The sequence below is a fragment of the Pseudaeromonas sp. HNCC25DJ182 genome (assembly GCF_055413365.1).
In genome coordinates, this window is sequence record NZ_JBVAYG010000003.1 from 33,162 (window position 1) to 52,568 (window position 19,407).

Consider the following 19,407-nt stretch of genomic DNA (forward strand, 5'->3'; position numbering starts at 1 on the left):
TTTTATGCCATTTAAGCTGCCGATGTGGCGATACGCCGCGAGCGGATTGACACTCGGAGTCATTGAATAACGGGCTGGTTCAGATCACCACAGGTCGACCGTGAGTTGGATGCAACCACAACTCGGGACCTACGCCGTAGAGCTGATGCAGGTTGCGGGCTGTCAAGGTGCTTGCCGGGGCGCCGTCGGCCACTATCTTGCCCTCTTGCATCAGCAGCAGTCGATCGGCGTAACGGCTGGCCAGATTCAGATCATGGAGCACGATCAGCACCGAGTGACCCGCCCGGGCCTGGGCCTGGGCCAATTGCAGGGTCTGATGCTGGTGGCCCGGATCCAGTGCCGAGGTGGGTTCATCCAGCAGCAGTAATCCGGGTTGATCAGGGTCCAGTTGCGCCAACACCCGGGCAAAATGCACCCGCTGCTTTTCGCCACCGGACAACTGCTGGTAGGGCGCATCCCGCAAGGACCAGACATCCAGCGACTGCATGCTGCTGCGGATGCGGCGCAGATTCTCGTCGCGGCTACAATGCCAGGGATAGCGCCCTAACTCGACCACCTCACGGGCGCGAAAATCAAAACCCAGCATCGAACTTTGCGGTAGCACCACCAACCTTCGTGCCAATGCATGGGCATGCCAGTGCTGCCGAGGTTGGTCAAACAGCCGGATCTCGCCTTGATAGGGGATGTCATGACAGATGGTGCGTAACAGGGTGGATTTGCCACAGCCATTGGGTCCCAGCAGGACGGTCAATGCACCGGACTCCAGCTCCAGTGACAGACCATCAAATAGCGGACGACGTCCTAACTGCAGCTGCAGATCGACAATCGATAAGGGCTTCATCCTCGCGCCTCCTGACGCTGTTTGAGTAGCCAGAGGAAAAATGGCGCACCGAGCAGGGCGGTGATGAGGCCTACCGGAATTTCAGCGGGAGGGGCCAGAGTGCGCGCCAGCAGATCGGCCAGCAGCAGCAACAGGGCACCTCCTAGCGCACTCAGTGGCAGCAAGCGCCGGTAATCGGGCCCGGTCAGCATCCGCATCAAATGCGGAACCATGAGCCCGACAAACCCGATCATGCCGGCGGCCGCCACGGCAATGCCGACGCCCAGAGCACACGCCAGAATGGCGCGCCGTTTCAGTTGTTCCACCGCCACGCCCAGATGCCGGGCTTCCGATTCCCCTAGCAGCAAGGCGTTCAGTGCCCTGGCTTGATGCTGGCTCCAGCCCCAGAGCAGGAGAGTGGCCAGCAGGGAGAGCGTGACCCGAGGCCAGCTGGCGCCCGCGAGGGAACCCATCTGCCACAAGGAGAGATCCCGCAGTTGTTCATCATCGGCAACATAGTTGAGTAAGCCGAGTACAGAAAAGGCGATGGCACCCACGGCGACACCGGCCAACAACATCATCGCCATCGAGGTGCCATAGGCGGTATGGCCCAACCGGTAAACCAGCAAGGTGGTGAGCAAGCCACCGACAAATGCCAGTAGTGTGGTCGAGCCCAGGGTCAACCATGGCATGGCCAGTTGCGGTAGCAACACGATAGCCAGTCCCGCGCCCAGCGCTGCGCCACCACTGACGCCAATAATGCCTGGGTCTGCCAGGGGATTACGGAATAACCCCTGCAAGATGGCGCCGGTGAGGGCGAGTAGAGCCCCCACCGCAATCGCCATCAGGCTACGTGGCAGCCGAATTTGCCAAATCACCAGTTGGTGGGTGGGATCGCCCAGTCCCTGCAATGCACTCCAGGTATCGCCCAGGGTCAACGGGAGAGCCCCTGTCGCCAACGACAGCATGGCCATCGCGAGCAGGGGCGAGATCAGAAGCATCAGGGATGTACCGGTACCAAGACGCATGACTCAGTGGGTCTCCGCGGTGGCTGCTGCTTTGAGCAGCACCTGTTGCAAGCGGGTTGCGGCATTCACGGTGCTGAGGTTCATGCCGTCGATCAAGGCCTGGCCAGGAACAGGATAGACGGGCAGATTCTGCAGATGGGGGTGATCCTTGATGTGCGCAAAGGCGTGCTGCAGTAATTGCGGGTCTTGCTTGAGACTCCGGGTGCTGACCAACAGAGCATCAGGCTTCATGGCCAACAGGGATTCCAGGTTCAACAATTGATAATTGGCGAGCTCGGCGGCCGGATTTATGCCGCCAGCTAGTTCGATGAGGGTCGATGCCGGGGTGTTGCCACCGGCTACCATGGCTGGCCGTCCTGGGTGGATCATCAGATAGAGCAAACGCGGGCGCTGTTTGAGGTGCCCAGCGTGCTGGTGCAGTACTGTCACCTGCTGCTCCACCTGTTGGGATAACTGTTTTGCCGCTGCTGGCTGATCCAGCAGTGTGCCCAAGTGCTGGATGTTCTGCTGCAAGGTCGCGACGTCAGCACGGGATGAGAGTTTATCGATACGAACGCCCGCTTGTTGCAGTTGTTGCAAGGTATGGTTGGGCCCCATTTCATCACTGCCAACCAGTACGGTCGGCTGGAGTGCGAGGATCCCTTCACTCGCCAACTGCCGGTGATAGCCGACATTGGGAAGGGTGAGACCTTGGGGCAGACGGGAAGTACTGTCGGTGGCGACCAGCTGCTTGCTGCCATTCAGAGCGATGATCAGCTCACTGATACCGGCACCGGCACTGACAATCCGCTCGGCAGCCAGCAGGGAAGGGCTGAGTAGGGCACAGCTCAATAGAGCGCTGCTAACAAAGCACAGATTTTTCATGCTCTTCATGGGGTACATCTCCAGTGAGTGAGGTCGGGTCAATTGACAATAAGGGGGGTGAATGTCCGGTTACGAGGTGAGCGGATGCCATAAGCTGAAATCGACCCAGCATGGTTTAGCTCAGTTTGAATCGGACAGGCACCAGTGCTTTGCTGGTCCCTGTGACCCCGGTCGGGGGAATAAATTTCCATTCCTGAACTGCTGCGATGGCAGCTTTGTCGAGCACGGCAAAGCCGGAACTTTTATGGAGTGAAATGGCGACTACCTCGCCCTGGGGGTTGATCTCGACCACGAGTCGCGTGGTCCCTTCCTGCCCCAATCGTACCGCCAATCTGGGATATGGTGGCTGAGTTGGCGTCCCTCGGTATCGCGCCGGATAGTAGGGATCCGGATGGTAGGGATCGACAGTCCGTTGCTGGCGAGCCGTGGATACCGGTCGCGAGGTTGCTTGTGCTCGCAGTGCTGCAACTCCGCGGGCAGACTCGGTGGCTGGCTGCGACGCGGGGCGTACGGTATGCATCGAAGGTGTCGCCTTCTGTTGGCCATGTTCCCCGGGGTGAGGGTGCTTTTTCGATGTGATCGGCTTAGTCGTGGCGACCTTGATCGGCTGTGGACGTGCACTCGTTGTCGCCAACTTGTTCTGCGGGGTTGCTCGCGGGTTCTTGGGAGTAGGAACGACCGTTGCTACTGGCTCTGAGATGGCCTTTGTAACCGTGGCCTGGATCTTCTGTCTGACTACAGGCGCAGTCACATGCCGCACGCTGATCCGGCTGTTCTCGAGGGCGGAGTCAGATTGGGCTTTGGCTTGATTGCCGGAATAGGCCACGAGTGAAAAGATGCCGACATGAATCGCCACCGAGATGACTCCGGAAATCCAGATCCTTGCTGTTGGCATCATGATGTTTTGCCCGTTCCATGCCGCATGGGGTCAACTCCGGTAGCAGGTGAAATCTACCGACCGAATATACAAAAGACCCTGAAAAAGATCAAATGGGAACTATTTGCATTTGCGTTTAGTCCGAATTATTCTGGCCCAAGTTTCTGGAATAGTTATAAAAAAGGACTCAAAACGTGAACGATATGTCAAAAGTTGCCTTGGCGGTTTGCGCTGGCCTGATGGGCATGCAGGGTGCCGTTGCCGCAGAAGAAGTGGATGAACTTTCTACCGTCGTAGTGACTGCAACCCGGGATGAAAAGCCTGCTGATCAGCAGCAACGCGCCGTGGCTGTGGTTACCAAGAAGGCGATCGAAGCGCGCCAACCGGACTCTGTTGTTGAATCACTCAAGTATGAAAACAACGTGGAAGTCGGAGGCGGTAGTCGCCCTGGCGCGCAGCAACCGATTGTTCGCGGTTTGAGCGGGAATCGGGTGCTGCAAGTCATTGATGGTGTGCGTCAGAACACCAATTCCGGGCATCGCGGTACCTACTTTGTTGATCCGGAGCTGGTTGAACAGGTCGAAGTGGTCAAGGGGCCCAGTAGCTCGTTGTGGGGCAGTGGTGCACTAGGGGGGGTTGTGGCCACCAATACCCGCAATGCCGATGATCTGCTCAAGCCGGGTCAGGAGCTGGGTGGTTATGCCAAGCAGGGCTTCCAGACGGCGGATGACAAGTCGCTGACCAGCACGGCCCTGTATGGTCGGACCGGCGAGAAGGGTGACTGGTTGCTGAATGGTTATTACAACGACAGCAACAATATCCGCCTCGGGAATGGGGAAGATCTGCAACACTCGGCTGCTCGTCAGCAAGGGGTGATGGGGAAGTTTGGTTGGGAGCCGGATGATGCGCAGCGGATCCAGCTGTCACTGCGCCATAGCGAATCGAATCAGAACGCCCCTAGTAATCCGTCGGCTGACGTTAGCAGCTCGGTGCCGCTAGTCGATCAACAGACCCGTGATTTTAACTCGACACTGGATTATCGCCTGCGTCCAGATAACAACCCGTTGCTGGATACCCGAGTGACAGCCTATGTCAACCAGACCCAATTTGATGAATACCGTATCGCCAAAGCCCAGCAGGATGAGGTGAACTATCAGACTCTGGGTCTGAATCTGAACAATCGCGCCGAACTGGAGTGGGCCTCGGTTCTGGCGGGTGCCGATATTTATGCAGACAAGACCGATGGCCAGCGGGAAGGAAGCAACCGTCCGATCCCGGCCGATGGTCGTGCCCGGGTGTGGGGCACCTTTGTTCAGGCAGACATTCCGTTGGCTCGGGACTGGACTTTGTCGCCAGGCGTGCGTTACGACCAGTTCCATACCGAAGACAAGCAGCAGGCGAACTCCGCTCGTACCGAAGACCATATTTCGCCGAGCCTTGGCTTGTCCTGGGTGACCACCTCCTGGTTGACGCTGGGGGCCCGTTATGACGAGGCCTTCCGCGCTCCGACCAGTGAAGAGCTCTTTACCTCCGGCACCCACTTCTGCATGGGACCAACCATATGTAATACCTTCGAGCCCAATCCGGATCTGAAGGCCGAGACAGCCAAGAACAAGGAGCTCTCTGCCCGCTTTACCTTCAACGATGTGTTGACTCAGGATCGTCTGGGCTTGACGGCCAGCTGGTTCGACAACGATGTGGATAACTACATCGAGCAACAAGTGGTCAATGATTTTGCCAACATGATCTTCCAGACCAGCTACAACAATGTCTCCTCGGCACAACTCAGGGGTTACGAATTGGCGGCGGACTACAGTTGGCAACTGCTGAGCCTGCAACTGGCCTATGGCCAGACGCGCGGTCTTGATAAGAGCCAGGGCGATGGTTTGTCCGGTGTCCCGGCTGACAAGCTGGTATTCGGTATCAATCAGGGCTTGCTGGCCGGTGATGTGGATGTTGGCGCCAAGATCTCTCACTACGGTTCACAAAGCCATGTGCCACAAGACAATGATGTGGCGAGCTATGACGGCTATACCCTGGTCGATCTGTCCATGCGCTGGCAGCCGCAAAGTGGCACCTGGCAAGACTGGCGAGTCAATCTGGCGCTGGATAACCTGACGGATCAGTACTATCTGCCAGCGTTTAACCAGCTCTATTCTCCGGGACGTAACGGCAAGCTCTCGGTTGCTTACCAATTCTGATGAGGCGAGCCCCGGGTGACCGGGGCTCTATCGAGTTATGGATATTTCACAGTTCGATGCCACTATCCTAGGTCATAGGACCCCGGATCCGTTGCAATTTGCCTTTGCAGGCAAGAGTAGTGCCCATGCCGGACGCGGCGGGCGACCGCTGACCACACCGGAAGCCCAGGCTGCCCGGATGGATCAGTTGCTGGCTTCCGAGCCGGTTCCGGGGCGCGCCCGTTGCTTGTACGTGCATATTCCTTTTTGTCGAGTGCGGTGCACCTTCTGTTCGTTTTTTCAATACGCCGCAAGTCCGGACTGGATCCATGGATACCTGCATGGCTTGTGGCAGGAGTTGGAGAACAAGGCGCGTCAGCCCTGGGTGCAAGCCGCACCGTTTGATGCTGTGTATGTTGGCGGTGGCACGCCCACCGACATGAGTGCCGGGCAAATCCAGGAGTTGGGGCAACGACTGCGGCGCTTGTTTCCACTCAGCGATGATTGCGAGATGACTCTGGAAGGGCGACTCAACGGCTTCAACGACGACAAGTTCGATGCTGCCTTGCATGGCGGGTTCAACCGCTTCTCGTTTGGCGTGCAAAGTTTCGATAGTCAGGTCCGTCGAGCGGCCAAGCGCCTGGATCTGCGCGACGCCGTCATGTCCAGATTGCAGCAACTGGCCGCTGCCGATGCCGCGCCCATTATTATTGATCTGCTGTTCGGCTTACCGTTTCAGGATGAGGCCTGCTGGCAGCGGGATATCGCCGACTTTCTGGCCAGTGGTGCCCACGGCGTCGATCTCTATCAATTGATTGAAATGCAGGGCACACCGATGGCTCGACTCATCGAACAGGGCAAACAACCGCCACCTGCCATGACGCCGATGAAAGCCCGGATGTACGCCTATGGAGCGCAAACCCTGGAAGCCGCCGGTTTGACCCGCCTGAGTGTCAGCCACTGGGCCCGCGATGCACGGGAACGCAGCCGCTACAACGCGCTAGCCAAAACCAGCGCCGATGTCTTGCCGCTCGGTGCCGGGGCGGGGGGCAACATCAATGGTGTGGCCCTGATGCAGCACCGGGATCTGCCCGCTTATCAGGAATCGTTTACCCGCACCCCATGGCCTATCGCCATGATGATGGAGCCTGCGCCGCATGCGGCACGGGATGGCCTGCTCAAGGCGGCTTTTGATCGCGGCATTCTGGATGCCAATCTCTGGGCCCGTGCCGGTGAGCCTGAACTGTTCCAGACGTTATCCCCCTTACTGCGCGCTTGGGCTGAACGAGGTCTTCTGGAACTCGGGTCTAATTCTGCTGAGTTGACCCTCGCCGGGCGTTTCTGGAGCGTGAATATGGCGCAAGGTGCCTTGACGGCTCTGGCCGGCCGCGCCGGCGCTCCCCCCTCTTTGATGCAACAACATAAGGAAGCTACACATGCCGCACACTGAACAACTTGCCACCCTGATTGCCGAGGATCCCCATCAAACGACGATGGCGATGGCAGAAACGCTCGGGCTGACAGAAGGTGCGCTGATTCGACTCTTGCCTGCCGAGTGGGTCACCCTCTGGTCGGGTGAACAGGCCGAGGCACTGCTGCTGCAATTGAGCCAGTGGGGCGCGCTGACTACGATTGTGGAATCTGACGGCTCTATTTTCGAGTTCAAGGGGCTGCTGCCTGCCGGCAAAACGGCGCGTGGTTACTACAACCTGATGGGTGACGAGGGGTTGCACGGGCATCTCAAGCTGGATGGCATCACGCATATTGCTCTGCTGAGCAAGCCGTTTATGGGCAAAGAGAGCTATGCCTTCGCCTTCATTGCCGCCTCCGGACGTTGTGCTTTCAAGATTTATCTCGGCCGTGATGCCGATCGCCGCTTGCTGGCCGATCAGGTAACCCGCTTCCAGCACTGGCGACAGCTGGATTCTCTGCCTGCAGCAATGGTTTGAGGTGATAACAGATGCAAGATAAACAGCAACGTTTACAACAACGGCTGGAGCCGGAAATTCAGGCTTTTCGGGATGCCTGTCGTAGCCTGATGCTGGCCACCGTGGATGCCGACGGTATGCCGAATGTCAGTTACGCCCCCTTCGCCTTGGGTCAGGAGGGTTACTATGTGCTGATTTCCGACATCGCCCGCCATGCCCGCAATCTCAAGCAAGTGCCTAAAGTTTCACTGATGCTGATTGAAGATGAGGCCAATGCGCGTCAGCTGTACGCACGTCAGCGGCTGACCTTTGATGCCAGTGTGCGCATCGTCGGGCGTGACAGCGAAGAGTGGCCGCTCGGTGTTGCCGCTCTGCTGGCGCGGCATGGGGAGATAGTGGCGGGTTTGTCCAAGATGGAGGATTTCACCTTATTCTGCCTGCAACCGCAGATGGGGTTGTATGTGAAGGGCTTCGGTCAGGCTTACCGGGTCAACCCGCATGATCTGATTGATGTGCTGCATCTCACCGAGGGACACAGATCGCAACCCCCAAGTCTGGAACCAGACGTCAGCCGCTAATGGCTCTTGAGCTCATCGTTAAACCAAAGGGCTGTCGATGGACAGCCCTTTTTGCACCACCCGAACGGCTCTAGCACAGAGAATCAGCTGTGGTACTGCTCGCAGGCTTCCAGCGTGTTTTCAATCAGACTGGCCACTGTCATGGGGCCGACACCACCGGGAACCGGGGTGATGAAGCTGGCGCGCTCGGCAGCGGCCTGATAGGCCACATCGCCGACCAGACGGCCATCGGCCAGACGGTTGATGCCGACATCGATGACGATGGCACCGGGCTTGATCCATTCACCGGGAATAAACTCGGCCTTGCCCACGGCGACCACCAACAAATCCGCCTGACGGACGAAGGATTCCAGATCCTTGGTGAAGCGGTGGGTAGTGATAGTGGTGCAACCGGCCAGCAGCAGCTCCAGGGTCATGGGGCGGCCAACGATATTGGAGGCGCCGACGATCACCGCATTCAGACCATAGGTATCGACCCCGGTGTGTTGGATCAGCGTCATGATGCCCTTGGGGGTGCACGGACGCAGGGCGGGAATTCGCTGCGCCAGTCGGCCCACATTATAAGGGTGGAAGCCGTCTACATCCTTATCGGGCTGGATCCGTTCAATCACCAAGGTTGAATCGATATGCGCGGGCAGGGGGAGTTGCACCAGAATGCCATCGACGGCCGGATCCTGGTTCAACTCATCGATCAGGGCCAGCAGGGCCTCTTGGCTCGTGGTGACCGGTAAGTCATAAGAGCGTGATTCAAAACCGACCTCTTCACAGGCGCGGCGTTTGCTGCCGACATAGACCTGGGAGGCGGGATCTTCTCCGACCAGTACCACGGCGAGGCCCGGGACTCGTAACCCGGCGGCAATTCGTTGCTGGACCCGGGCGGCAACAGTGTGACGTACCGACTGCGCAATTGCCTTTCCATCGATAATTTTGGCTGACATGCTTCCTTCTCACCTTGCGTATTCGTGGCGCGCATTGTCGCATTTTTTTAACGAAATCGTTAGTCTGGCTCGGTTGGAAAAGCGGCATAGAATAAGAAGTAGGCGATTGAAACTATTGGGGGGAAAAGTGTTTGACGCCTCATACTCTAATCGGTAGTATTCGCCTCCGTTGTCGGTACGCTTACAACAATGTCGGTGATTAGCGCAGTCTGGTAGCGCATCTGGTTTGGGACCAGAGGGTCAGAGGTTCGAATCCTCTATCACCGACCACGCTTCGCAAGGCAGTGCGCCCTTAGCTCAGTTGGATAGAGCAACGGCCTTCTAAGCCGTGGGTCACAGGTTCGATTCCTGTAGGGCGTACCATTGTGATAAGCAGTAAGGCACGTTAAAGAAGTAAAAGTCAGTGGTGGCTGTAGCTCAGTTGGTAGAGTCCAGGATTGTGATTCCTGTTGTCGTGGGTTCGAGCCCCATCAGCCACCCCATCATTACCAGGTTGGCGTTACTTGTTGATAGGTAACGAGGACCAAGCCCTCTTCGCGGAAGTGGCGAAATTGGTAGACGCACCAGATTTAGGTTCTGGCGCCTTAGGCGTGTGGGTTCAAGTCCCTCCTTCCGCACCATACAAACAAAACCCCGGCCATGTGCCGGGGTTTTTGTTTTGCAGCGTCCGCAAGAGCGCGGTACTAGAGATGGAGGCCTTTGTAATGTTGAGATGTTCGCTGCAACAGCAGTGACAAGAGAGCTTCGTTCAAGTGGGCAATCCTGCAATAAATGACGATGCGCTTCTATTGAAAGTAATGATCTGCATGTGCGACTCATTATGATCGGTGAATGTCTCATTTAGTTCCCGGCTCGTTTGTCGTCTGATTGAATTGGCTATGAATCAGATTGCACAAACGAGCCGAATTTCCTTCTGTTCCGGTTCAGTGATCTACAATTTCGGGCGGTTGTAGAGCTGATTTATGTTGAACTTCGTTTCAGTAGCCTCACAAACCACAACCGCAGATCATCGATGTAGACAAACACCACGGGTACCACCAGCAGACTCAGGAAGGTGGAGGTGATGAGGCCGCCGATGATGACGATGGCCATGGGGGCGCGGAAGCTGGGATCTGTGCCAAGACCTAGGGCGATCGGCAACATCCCGGCACCCATGGCCACCGTTGTCATGATGATGGGGCGCGCGCGCTTGCTGCAAGCATCCAGCAGGGCGTCCAACCGGTTCAATCCTCGATTCTGACGGGCCATGATGGCGTACTCCACCAACAGAATGGCGTTTTTGGTCGCTACCCCCATCAGCATGATGAGGCCTATCATGGCCGGCATCGACAGCGCGGTTTGAGAAATAAACAGCGCCAATATGGCCCCGGGTATCGACAGGATCAGGGCTGCCAAAATCGTCACCGGTTGCACGAAGTCCTTGAACAGCAGCACCAGCACAAGATAGATGCAGAGGATGCCGGTGGACATGGCGAGGCTGAAGCCTTCGAACAGCTCGGCCATCGCCTCGGCATCGCCCAAGGCGGCCTTGCTGATGCCGGCAGGCAACTGCTGCAGGCTGGGTAGCGTGCTGACTGCTGCCTCCATCTCGCCCAAGGCGAGACCGTTGAGTTCGACATCCAGAGTGATGTTGCGCGAGCGGTCGAAACGGTCAATCTGTGCCGGGCCGCTCTCCAGACGGATATCCGCAATGTTGGCTAGCATCACGGGGCCATGGCTGCCGGGTACCAGCATGCGCTCGAAGCGGCTCAACTCCTCACGACTGGCATCCTTGAATTTGACCAGCACAGGCACCTGGCGCTGGGAGAGATTCAGCTTGGGAATATTCTGGTCATAGTCCCCCGTGGTGGCGATACGCAGCGTGTCGGCGATGGCCTCGGCGGTGACGCCGAGATCGGCGGCGCGGGAAAAGTCTGGACGGATCACCAGCTCAGGGCGCACCAGGCTAGCGCTGGAGGTAATGTTGCCGACACCGGGAATGGCGCGCATCTCCCGCTCTACCTGGCGGGCGAAGCGGGCCAGTGTTTCGCCTTCGTCACCGGAGAGCACCAGCTGGTACTTCTCGCCGGAGCCGCCGAGGCCGACCTTGACGCGGACTCCCGGCAGCTCGGCCATCCGGTTGCGCAGGTCGGTCTCGATGGCCTGTTTGCTCAGACCACTGCGCTCCTCGCGCGGTGTCAGGTTGATGGTCAGCGTCGCCTCGCGCACGTCACTCACGCCACCGGAGGCAAAGGGATCGCTGCCGGAGGCTCCACCACCAATGGTGGTGTAGAGGCTCTTCACATGCGGATTTTCCCTGGCCAGCTTCTCGGCGAGTTGAACACTCTGATGGGTCTGATGGAGTGTACTGCCTGGCGGCAAGGCCAGGCTGATCTGGGTTTGTGATAGATCGTCTGGCGGAATGAAGCCGGTGGGCAGCAGGGGGGCCAGGCCAAACAGCACACCACAGAAGAACAGCGCCGTGATGGCCGCGGTGCGCCCCTTATGGTGCATGCACCAGTCGGCCATCGCCATGTAATAGTGGTGCCAGCGAGCTTCCTCTTCTTCATCTGGATTGGGTTTGAGCAGATAGGCGGCCATCATAGGAGTCAGCATGCGCGCGACCACCAGAGAGAAGAAGACCGAAATGGCAGCCGTCCAGCCAAACTCGACGAAGAACTTGCCGACGATGCCGGTCATGAAGGCGGTGGGCAAGAAGACGGCGATCAGCGTGAAGGTGGTGGCGATCACCGCCAGGCCAATCTCGTCGGCCGCCTCCATCGCCGCCTGATAGGGGCTCTTGCCCATGCGCAGGTGACGCATGATGTTCTCGATCTCGACGATGGCATCGTCGACCAGGATACCGACCACCAGTGACAGCGACAGCAGAGTGACGGCATTGATGCTGAAGCCCAGCAGGTGGATGACGCCGAAGGTCGGGATGATCGACAGCGGCAGGGCGGCGGCTGAGACCAGGGTGGCGCGCCAGTCGCGCAGGAACAGCCAGACCACCAGAATCGCCAGCAGGGCTCCCTCATACAGCAGCTGCATCGAGCTGTCGTAGTTTTCCACCACTGGGGTGACGAAATTGAAGGCCTCGTCGATCCGGATATCCGGGTGCTGCTGGCGCACCTTATCCAGCGCCTGGCGCACCGAGTTCATGATGTTGACCTCGCTGCCACCCTTGCTACGCACGATTTCGACGGCTACCACAGGTTTGCCATCCAGCAGGGCCAAGGAGCGGGGCTCGGCTATGGTGTCCTTTACCGAGGCGATGCGGTCGAGGCGTACCGCGCGGCCATCGGCTAGCGGTAATTCCAGCGAGGCCAGCTGTTCCGCAGTCTGTACCGTCGCTATGGTGCGCACCGACTGTTCGCTACCACCGACATCGGCGCGCCCCCCGGAGGCCTCCTGCTGGATCTGGCGTACGCGGCGTGACAGATCGGCGGCTGTGACCCCCAGTGCTTGCATGCGATCCGGATCCAGTTCGACCCGGATCTGCCGTGAGACACCACCGACACGGTTGACGGCGCCGACCCCGGGGAGACTGAGCAGCGAACGGGTTAGCTGATTGTCAACAAACCAGGAGAGCGCCTCGTCGTCCATCCGGTTGGAGGCCACCGTATAGGTCAGGATCGGGGTGCCAGCCAGATCGGATTTACTGATCACTGGGTCACGCATGTCGCCCGGCAGGTCGGAGCGGATGCGGCTGACGGCATCGCGGACGTCATCCAGTGCCTCTTGGGTTGGTTTTTCGAGACGGAACTCGATGGTGATGGTGGCCGAGCCATCCGTGGTCTGGGTATAGATGTGCTTGACCCCCTGCACCGAGGCTACCGAGTTTTCGATCTTGCGGGCGATCTCGGTCTCCATCTGTGAGGGGGCGGCGCCGGGCAGCGCGGCACTGACTACCACCATAGGCAGATCGATATCCGGCATATTCTGGATACCCATCTGGTGAAAGCCCATCAGACCGATCAGGGTCAGCAGCAGGAAGCCGAGTACGCTGGGGATCGGATTGCGGATGGACCAGGCCGAAACATTCAGACGCGCCATGCTCACTCTCCGGTGGCTGAAGTCAGTGAGGAGACGCGTACCTTGTCGCCCTCATTGAGAAAACCGACGCCACTGTTGACGATATTCGTCGAAGTAGCCAGCCCCGTAAGGATGGCAATTTCATCGCCCCGTCGTAAACCCGGCTCCACTTTAATCTGGCGTAATGTGTTGTCGGCTCTGAGCTCAAACAGATAATGGAAGCCGTCACGTAGCAACAGAGCGCTTTGGGGGACCGTCAACACCTCCTGTTGTCCAAGCTCGATCGCACCATGGGCAAACATACCGGCGCGGGTACTCTGCCCGGTGGGCAAGTCCACATAGACGATCCCGGTGCGGCTGGCGGCATTCAGAGTGGGGGCGACCTGGCGCACCGTGCCAGTCAACTGCTGTTCGGCCGTGGTGGTGACGTGGACTGGCATGCCGGGTTTAATCTGTACCAATTCGGCGGCTGGCAGTTCGGCGCGCCACTCCAGACGATCGCCGCGATTGAGCCGAAACAGCTCGTCACCGGTCTGTACCACGGCACCGAGGGTGGCCAGGCGGCTGGTGATGGTGCCGTCATCCGGAGCCGTGATACGGGTTTGTGCTAGTCGCAGGCGTGCATTCTGTACGGCCGCCTGCAGACCGGCTACCCGGGCCTTGGCAGCCCGCTCCGCCACCAGATAGGAGGTGGCCTGCTGTTCACTGAGTGTCCCCTTGCCCTGTACGCGACGTGCGCGTTCAGCATTAGCTGTATCCTCTTGCAACATGGCTTCGGCCTCATCGAGAGTGGCCTCGGTCTGCGCCAGTTCGGCTCGTACCGTCTCCTCCTGCAGGTGGGCCAATAGTTGTCCTTTGTGCACCGTATCGCCGACATCCACCCGCAACTCGGTAAGTCGCAGGCCGCCGATCTCGGCGCCGACCACAGCCTCTTGCCAGGCGCTGATACTGCCGTTGGCGGTGAGTGTCATAGGCCAGTTTTGAGGGTGAGGCGTAATGACGCTGACGGTTAGTGCCGCCGGCGCCGCAGACGGTGCCACCGTCAACGTGGGGGGCGAGGGTCTTAGCCAGACCCAGATCCCTGCCAGCAGTAACAGCAGGATCCCAACCAGTGACAGTCGTGGATGGCGGCGCAGCAAGACAACAAGTTTCATTGTGTGATTTCTCGTATTCATCGTTGGCAGATGGGTGATTGTATTCTTATAAAAGTTTCGCAGTGTCAGCTTTTTCGAGATCAGTTTTATAGGTGTGGCGAATCTTGTATTGCTAGGGGTATTGCTGTTTAGCTTATAAGCCGTTTATGCATGGTAAAATCGTACTCATTGAAACCGCTGTCTTCATCCAATTGTTTGGGGGTGAAAATGATATCAGAGTATTGATCTATCATCATGGTTCTAAATGCTATGAATGTTATTCTTGTTGACTATCTCGCGATAAACACCATTCGCTAGGATTTTTTTTAGTCCAGTATTGAATCGCGCGAGAATTTGTTCGGAATTAGGATGTTTTTTTGAGGCAATTAGAACGTTTGGCATGGCATTCATATAGCTAAAAGTCAATGCCTTGAACTTTGTCACCTCTTGAGGGAATGTTTTTTTAATTTCATAATGCAGTGAGGCTCGGTCGCCAACAATCATATCGATTCGTTTTGCTTTTAACATTCTTATCAGTTGTCTGGTGTTTTTTACCTCATAGTGTTTCAGATCTCTGATTTCATACTCCTCTCTCATGAAGTCACCAAGTACAACACCAAAGCTTAATGATTTCAGATCATTCAAATCTTTTGCAGCTATGATATTATCAGTGATGTTAATGTTGTCATCATAATATAAAAACACATTATCCCCATATTGGAATACATCTGACAACAGGTATTTTGACTTTCTGGTTTCGGTAATGGCATAAGCAAAGGATCCAAAAACCTTACCTTCCTGAACTAATTGTTCAGCTCGAGCCCAAGGATAAAATTTGTAAACAGGAGTAATCCCCGCTTCGCGACATATTGCACTGACAAGCTCTGTTGTATAGCCATAGTTAGCCATCTCTGATGACACATAGGGAGGCCATTCACCGATTGCGAACACAACTTTTTCTGCAAGTGCGTTAGCTGAGGAGAAGACAAGAGCAACGAATAGGGTTAAGTATTTCATTGTTTCATCACTCAAAGGGTCTATTCCAAGTAAAAAAGCAAAAAAGTATAGCACACATGTAATTTTACAGAAAACACACACATATAGCGTTGCGGAAATCCATGAATTAGCTATCTAACATTGAAGAAATATGATTATTTAGAATTGTTACCATTTTTTCTTTCTCAGAAGTATCGAAATATATATATTCACTTAACGGTCAACATTAAAAATGGCTTGTGTATTACGATTGATATTTTCTGTGGTATGAGTTGTTTTTCGGTGAAATAAGTTGTTTGCATTGATATAGTGCTTATTGTTAAAGCGGTTTCATATGTCTTGCTTAAACTCTCTTTAGCTACATTATTTTTAATTGCTCTTGAACCGTTTTGTTGAATGCGGATTGACATCCTATCGGTCATATTTTTTATCTGTTGGTCATCATAAATTTGTTTAACTACTGCAATGGTAACGGAAATTAAAGAAAAAAATATAAAGAAAAACAGGATGATGAATTTAGCCTTCAAGGAAAGAGACCCGATATCTATGTTGTTCATGGTTCATATACTTTCAATTATATATATCAATTAAATTATAAAGTATTAAATTAACATCAATAATGCAATATATAGTAATGCAATAAATGGAATATATGGGCATGATCTCATTGTCGCCCGTAAAAGGGGAACATTCACCGGAGGTAATTTCATTGTTTCATTTTTAATTTTTGTCAAAAGTGGAAGTTATCATGTTGACTATGATTTTCTGGTTTTAATATCGCAATTGATGTTTCTATATTTAACTCAATTGATTCAGCGTGCCACATGCTTATGGATGAGAGTTGTGTACATGCCATGCCAGAGTCTTGCTACAGAGTGCATTAATACTGATTTTGAGTTGGTTTGATATTTTTATTGTCTTACATAATCTCGATAATTTCCGTCCATTAAATGAAATATAAACGTCATTGGACGCCATCCAAGAGACAGGGCGAGAAAAATGCCGGCCCTGGACATATTCAATATTCTTAGAACAGATAAAACAAAGCTGGGTTAAATCTTCAATACCTTCAGCTATTAATTCGCTGTTCAAACACTTTGCCAGTTTAATGATTGATTCATACACATTAACTGCATTTTTCCTTTTATGTAAGTCAATGAGAAAATTTTTATCTATCTTTATAAAGTCAAATGATATATCTGAGACTCGCTGCAGGTGCTATAACCAACACCAAAGTCGTCAATAGCAATTTTAAATCCCAGTCGGCTGGAGTTGTAAGAATTAAATATTTTGGCAAGACAGTGTAGGAAATGGCCTGAACAAAGATCGTTGATTGATACATTTAGAGAAATTTGAAAGTTATCCGGTGGGGTTGATTCAGAATATAGATCCTCTAGCGCACATGAAATAGATTTAAGAGCCAGCTTGCTGGTTAGTCCATGGAGCTAAAAATGAAATGAATATGTCAGGTGTTAATTCGCCATGATTCTTTCTTTTCCAGCGACTTAATATTTCAAATCCAATGCAACGAGCTGGATCAATCTCCGCTGTTGGCAGGTGTGTATTATATATTTCATTATTTTATAACGCCTGTGTATGATGTTCTTTACGAATTCCAGAAGTGGCATATCTATTATTATCCCGATTGGCTGTTAATGTTGATAAATAAAAGCGAGTTGAGGTGAATTCACCGCGGAGTAATCAATAAAGCTTAATAAGAAGTGCTGCTTAGAGTATTCTGCATCTTGCGCATATTTCCATCGCGATAAAAAGCACAATGCAAATAAGAATATAATAACTAAGATAAAAGTAATGCGCTGTAATTTGAACTGGCCCGCTCATTCGGAGTTCCTATTATAATTTTATATCTATATGGTTAAAGTATCTGGCACTTCATTAACCAATTATTAACCTAACCAAGACATTATAACTTACCACTAGGTGTGGTTCGTCGCATGATGGTTATATACATATTGTGAATAACCTCTCAACATATGTTGTAGGATCTGTTTGTTTCATAAAGAATAGTGTTTGAGCTGTCATTTTTCAAAACATAGGTTATCATTTGCTGGTGAATAATTAAACAATGATATTTTTTTTGAAGTTGCTTCTATATTTATGACTAAAAACATATTAGAAAATCAATATTTATTACTTTACAAGTGCTTTTATGGAAATGATGGCGGTGTGAATCTTCAGGATATCTCTGATGCATTGTCATGCTCGAAGCGTCACGCCAGTAATATTGTGGCTCGTCTGGTTGACGAGGGTCTCATTGATTGGAAAGGCGTTGCTGGGCGCGGACATAAGTCTGCACTCAAGTTTCTCGCAAGGACGGACTTGGTTGAGGCCAGAATTGCATGTTCAGCTATAAGGCGGCTGTCAGCGCAAGAGAATAAAGCGCTAAAAAATATTAATGAGACTACGCTGGCTAGTTATTTACGCCAAAGTTTAGATCCCAGACCGGCTCAGGATTCACAAGTAAAACCTGATAATAAGTTAATTGTTCACTATTACAGAAGCATTGTGCTTGACTCTCCATTTGTCCACCTTAGGAGAACGGAGCGCCACCTTATAGGCTATTTGTATAAAGGATTGGTGTCATTAAATCATAACAATGGTCTTTTAAATGGTGAGATTTCTCATTACTGGGAAAATATTGAGCCATTGATTTGGCGTTTTCATTTAAGAAAGAAAATTTATCTGCATAGTGGAAAGTTACTTACGGCAGAGAATATTGCCGCATCTCTGACAAAAGATTTCTCCATATTCTCAAAAAAATCAGATTTAGAGATGAAGGTTTATTCAGCAAATGACGAATATGTTGATGTTGCGGTAAATTACAAATTTGCTTGGGTGCCATATCTTCTCGGGTCTCCATTGTTTTCTATTGCAATTTCTGACTCAGATAGCTCTACTGACCCTGCTGATGGTGTGGGGCCGTATAAGATATCTAACGTGAGTAATGATGTTATCGAGTTGGCGTCCGACAGTTTATTCTATGGAGTTAAACCATTGGTTGATTCAATTTCCATTTGTCAGGATGCGCACGTTGATATTCAGCGAAAAATAAGTACTAACCCTGGGTTCATACCAGGCCCGTATGTAAGTTCACAAAGTAAGAAGCAAGAAGAAGCTGTCGAACATAAATCGAAGCTGGAGCTTGGTTGTTATTTTGCAATGATAAGTGACAAGTCGAAAATATTAAACACAGAGACCCTGCGTGCAATTGTGTTAAACATGATAAGTCCAATAGCAATGCTGCAAAATGCAAAGCCTGATGCTTATAGTCATTGGGTTCCAGCGACCGGATTGATACCAAACTGGAATCATAGAGCAATAAAAAACAATGTTTCTGTTAATAGTATTAATTGTGGTTTGAAAGTTATTTATCACACTATGCAGCCCGAACTAGAAAGTATTGCAGCGCTATTGTCACTTCATTTGGCTAGATACAATGTAGATTGTGAATTGATTCCATTGCCATTCGAGAGTTTTTGTAATCCAACATGTGATGTTGATATTGTTCTATCCTCAGTAAACTTCTTTGAGCCAAGAACCTATTCAATTCCTTCTTGGTTTTTCCTGACCGACATTGTCAGACATCATGCTTCATCATTTATAAACAGCATACAGCAAATGAAATCAGACTGGTGCAATGGCCATGATGTATCAGAAACAATATCGAAGCTTGCAATTGAAAAAAATGTTCTAGTGCCGCTATATCATCATTGGCTGAATGTCTATCATGATGAAAATATACGAAATGTAGAAGTAGGATTGCTGGGTTGGTTTCAGCTAGATCATGTGTGGATTAAAAATAATGAACACTGATTTCATTGAAGTAAAAGTAATTATTGAAATAAGGTCTGGAATGGCGCTAGCCCCGTTACAAATTGATAGCGCGAAATATTTAAAGGTTGTGGACCACCTTTTGAAATCGCTAGGCTATGTGAATGTTTTTTCTTCAGAGGTTAATGAAAATGGCGGACATACATGCTATTACAAAAAGCCAGCAATTATGAGTTGATTTATAAGCCAATTCGTTATG

General features: G+C 52.8%; 16 protein-coding genes and 4 tRNA genes. 10 read left to right on the plus strand and 10 right to left on the minus strand.

Annotation, left to right across the window (positions count from 1 at the left end):
* Positions 1–79 precede the first annotated feature (79 nt).
* The 4 genes from ACZYUB_RS03510 to ACZYUB_RS03525 form a co-directional block, all read right to left on the minus strand.
* Positions 80–841, minus strand: a complete 762-nt coding sequence (locus tag ACZYUB_RS03510; RefSeq protein WP_463945593.1) for a heme ABC transporter ATP-binding protein — start codon at positions 839–841, stop codon at positions 80–82.
* Complete coding sequence (locus ACZYUB_RS03515) at positions 838–1,848, minus strand: FecCD family ABC transporter permease (protein WP_463945595.1); 1,011 nt, start codon at positions 1,846–1,848, stop codon at positions 838–840. The genes ACZYUB_RS03510 and ACZYUB_RS03515 overlap by 4 nt, the downstream gene beginning before the upstream one ends.
* A gap of 3 nt (positions 1,849–1,851) precedes the next feature.
* Positions 1,852–2,721, minus strand: coding sequence for a heme/hemin ABC transporter substrate-binding protein (locus ACZYUB_RS03520; protein WP_463945597.1), 870 nt, complete (start codon positions 2,719–2,721; stop codon positions 1,852–1,854).
* A gap of 106 nt (positions 2,722–2,827) precedes the next feature.
* Positions 2,828–3,610, minus strand: a complete 783-nt coding sequence (locus ACZYUB_RS03525) for an energy transducer TonB (RefSeq protein WP_463945599.1) — start codon at positions 3,608–3,610, stop codon at positions 2,828–2,830.
* A 182-nt stretch (positions 3,611–3,792) separates the two neighbouring features.
* On the opposite strand from ACZYUB_RS03525, the gene ACZYUB_RS03530 reads away from it, so the two are divergent.
* From ACZYUB_RS03530 to hutZ, 4 genes are read left to right on the plus strand one after another with little or no spacing between them, the layout of a single operon-like run.
* Complete coding sequence (locus ACZYUB_RS03530; protein WP_463945601.1) at positions 3,793–5,790, plus strand: TonB-dependent hemoglobin/transferrin/lactoferrin family receptor; 1,998 nt, start codon at positions 3,793–3,795, stop codon at positions 5,788–5,790.
* Between the two features lie 37 nt (positions 5,791–5,827).
* A complete protein-coding gene (gene hutW, locus ACZYUB_RS03535) occupies positions 5,828–7,219 on the plus strand; it encodes a heme anaerobic degradation radical SAM methyltransferase ChuW/HutW (protein WP_463945603.1) in 1,392 nt (463 codons plus the stop codon).
* Positions 7,206–7,718: a heme utilization cystosolic carrier protein HutX gene (hutX, locus tag ACZYUB_RS03540; protein ID WP_463945605.1), complete on the plus strand. Its 513-nt coding sequence runs from the start codon at positions 7,206–7,208 to the stop codon at positions 7,716–7,718. Before hutW ends, hutX begins: the two co-directional genes overlap by 14 nt.
* 11 nt (positions 7,719–7,729) lie before the next feature.
* Entirely contained in the window at positions 7,730–8,275 is a 546-nt protein-coding gene (hutZ, locus tag ACZYUB_RS03545) for a heme utilization protein HutZ (protein WP_463945607.1), read from the plus strand.
* A gap of 83 nt (positions 8,276–8,358) precedes the next feature.
* Here the strand turns inward: hutZ and folD are convergent, their stop codons facing one another.
* Positions 8,359–9,213 (minus strand): bifunctional methylenetetrahydrofolate dehydrogenase/methenyltetrahydrofolate cyclohydrolase FolD, encoded by an 855-nt coding sequence (folD, locus tag ACZYUB_RS03550; protein ID WP_463945609.1) that lies wholly within the window; start codon positions 9,211–9,213, stop codon positions 8,359–8,361.
* 193 nt (positions 9,214–9,406) lie between these two features.
* Between folD and ACZYUB_RS03555 the strand changes: the two genes are divergently transcribed.
* The 4 genes from ACZYUB_RS03555 to ACZYUB_RS03570 all read left to right on the plus strand — a co-directional run bounded on the left by ACZYUB_RS03555 (position 9,407) and on the right by ACZYUB_RS03570 (position 9,833).
* Positions 9,407–9,483, plus strand: a tRNA-Pro gene (locus ACZYUB_RS03555).
* A 16-nt stretch (positions 9,484–9,499) separates the two neighbouring features.
* A tRNA-Arg gene (locus tag ACZYUB_RS03560) sits at positions 9,500–9,576 on the plus strand.
* A 43-nt stretch (positions 9,577–9,619) separates the two neighbouring features.
* Positions 9,620–9,695 (plus strand) — tRNA-His (locus ACZYUB_RS03565).
* A gap of 54 nt (positions 9,696–9,749) precedes the next feature.
* Positions 9,750–9,833: transfer RNA gene (locus ACZYUB_RS03570), tRNA-Leu, on the plus strand.
* Positions 9,834–10,173: 340 nt separating this feature from the next.
* Here ACZYUB_RS03570 and ACZYUB_RS03575 read toward each other — a convergent pair.
* The 5 genes from ACZYUB_RS03575 to ACZYUB_RS03595 all read right to left on the minus strand — a co-directional run bounded on the left by ACZYUB_RS03575 (position 10,174) and on the right by ACZYUB_RS03595 (position 16,571).
* Positions 10,174–13,248 (minus strand): efflux RND transporter permease subunit, encoded by a 3,075-nt coding sequence (locus ACZYUB_RS03575; RefSeq protein ID WP_463945611.1) that lies wholly within the window; start codon positions 13,246–13,248, stop codon positions 10,174–10,176.
* Between the two features lie 2 nt (positions 13,249–13,250).
* Positions 13,251–14,381, minus strand: coding sequence for an efflux RND transporter periplasmic adaptor subunit (locus ACZYUB_RS03580; RefSeq protein WP_463945613.1), 1,131 nt, complete (start codon positions 14,379–14,381; stop codon positions 13,251–13,253).
* 240 nt (positions 14,382–14,621) lie between these two features.
* The gene (locus ACZYUB_RS03585; RefSeq protein ID WP_463945615.1) at positions 14,622–15,392 is read right to left on the minus strand and encodes a substrate-binding periplasmic protein; all 771 of its coding nucleotides are present in this window, start codon (positions 15,390–15,392) and stop codon (positions 14,622–14,624) included.
* A 173-nt stretch (positions 15,393–15,565) separates the two neighbouring features.
* Entirely contained in the window at positions 15,566–15,913 is a 348-nt protein-coding gene (locus tag ACZYUB_RS03590; RefSeq protein ID WP_463945617.1) for a hypothetical protein, read from the minus strand.
* 271 nt (positions 15,914–16,184) lie between these two features.
* A complete protein-coding gene (locus tag ACZYUB_RS03595; protein ID WP_463945925.1) occupies positions 16,185–16,571 on the minus strand; it encodes an EAL domain-containing protein in 387 nt (128 codons plus the stop codon).
* A 903-nt stretch (positions 16,572–17,474) separates the two neighbouring features.
* Between ACZYUB_RS03595 and ACZYUB_RS03600 the strand changes: the two genes are divergently transcribed.
* Positions 17,475–19,190, plus strand: coding sequence for an SgrR family transcriptional regulator (locus tag ACZYUB_RS03600; protein WP_463945619.1), 1,716 nt, complete (start codon positions 17,475–17,477; stop codon positions 19,188–19,190).
* Complete coding sequence (locus ACZYUB_RS03605) at positions 19,180–19,386, plus strand: hypothetical protein (RefSeq protein WP_463945621.1); 207 nt, start codon at positions 19,180–19,182, stop codon at positions 19,384–19,386. Before ACZYUB_RS03600 ends, ACZYUB_RS03605 begins: the two co-directional genes overlap by 11 nt.
* Positions 19,387–19,407 lie beyond the last annotated feature (21 nt).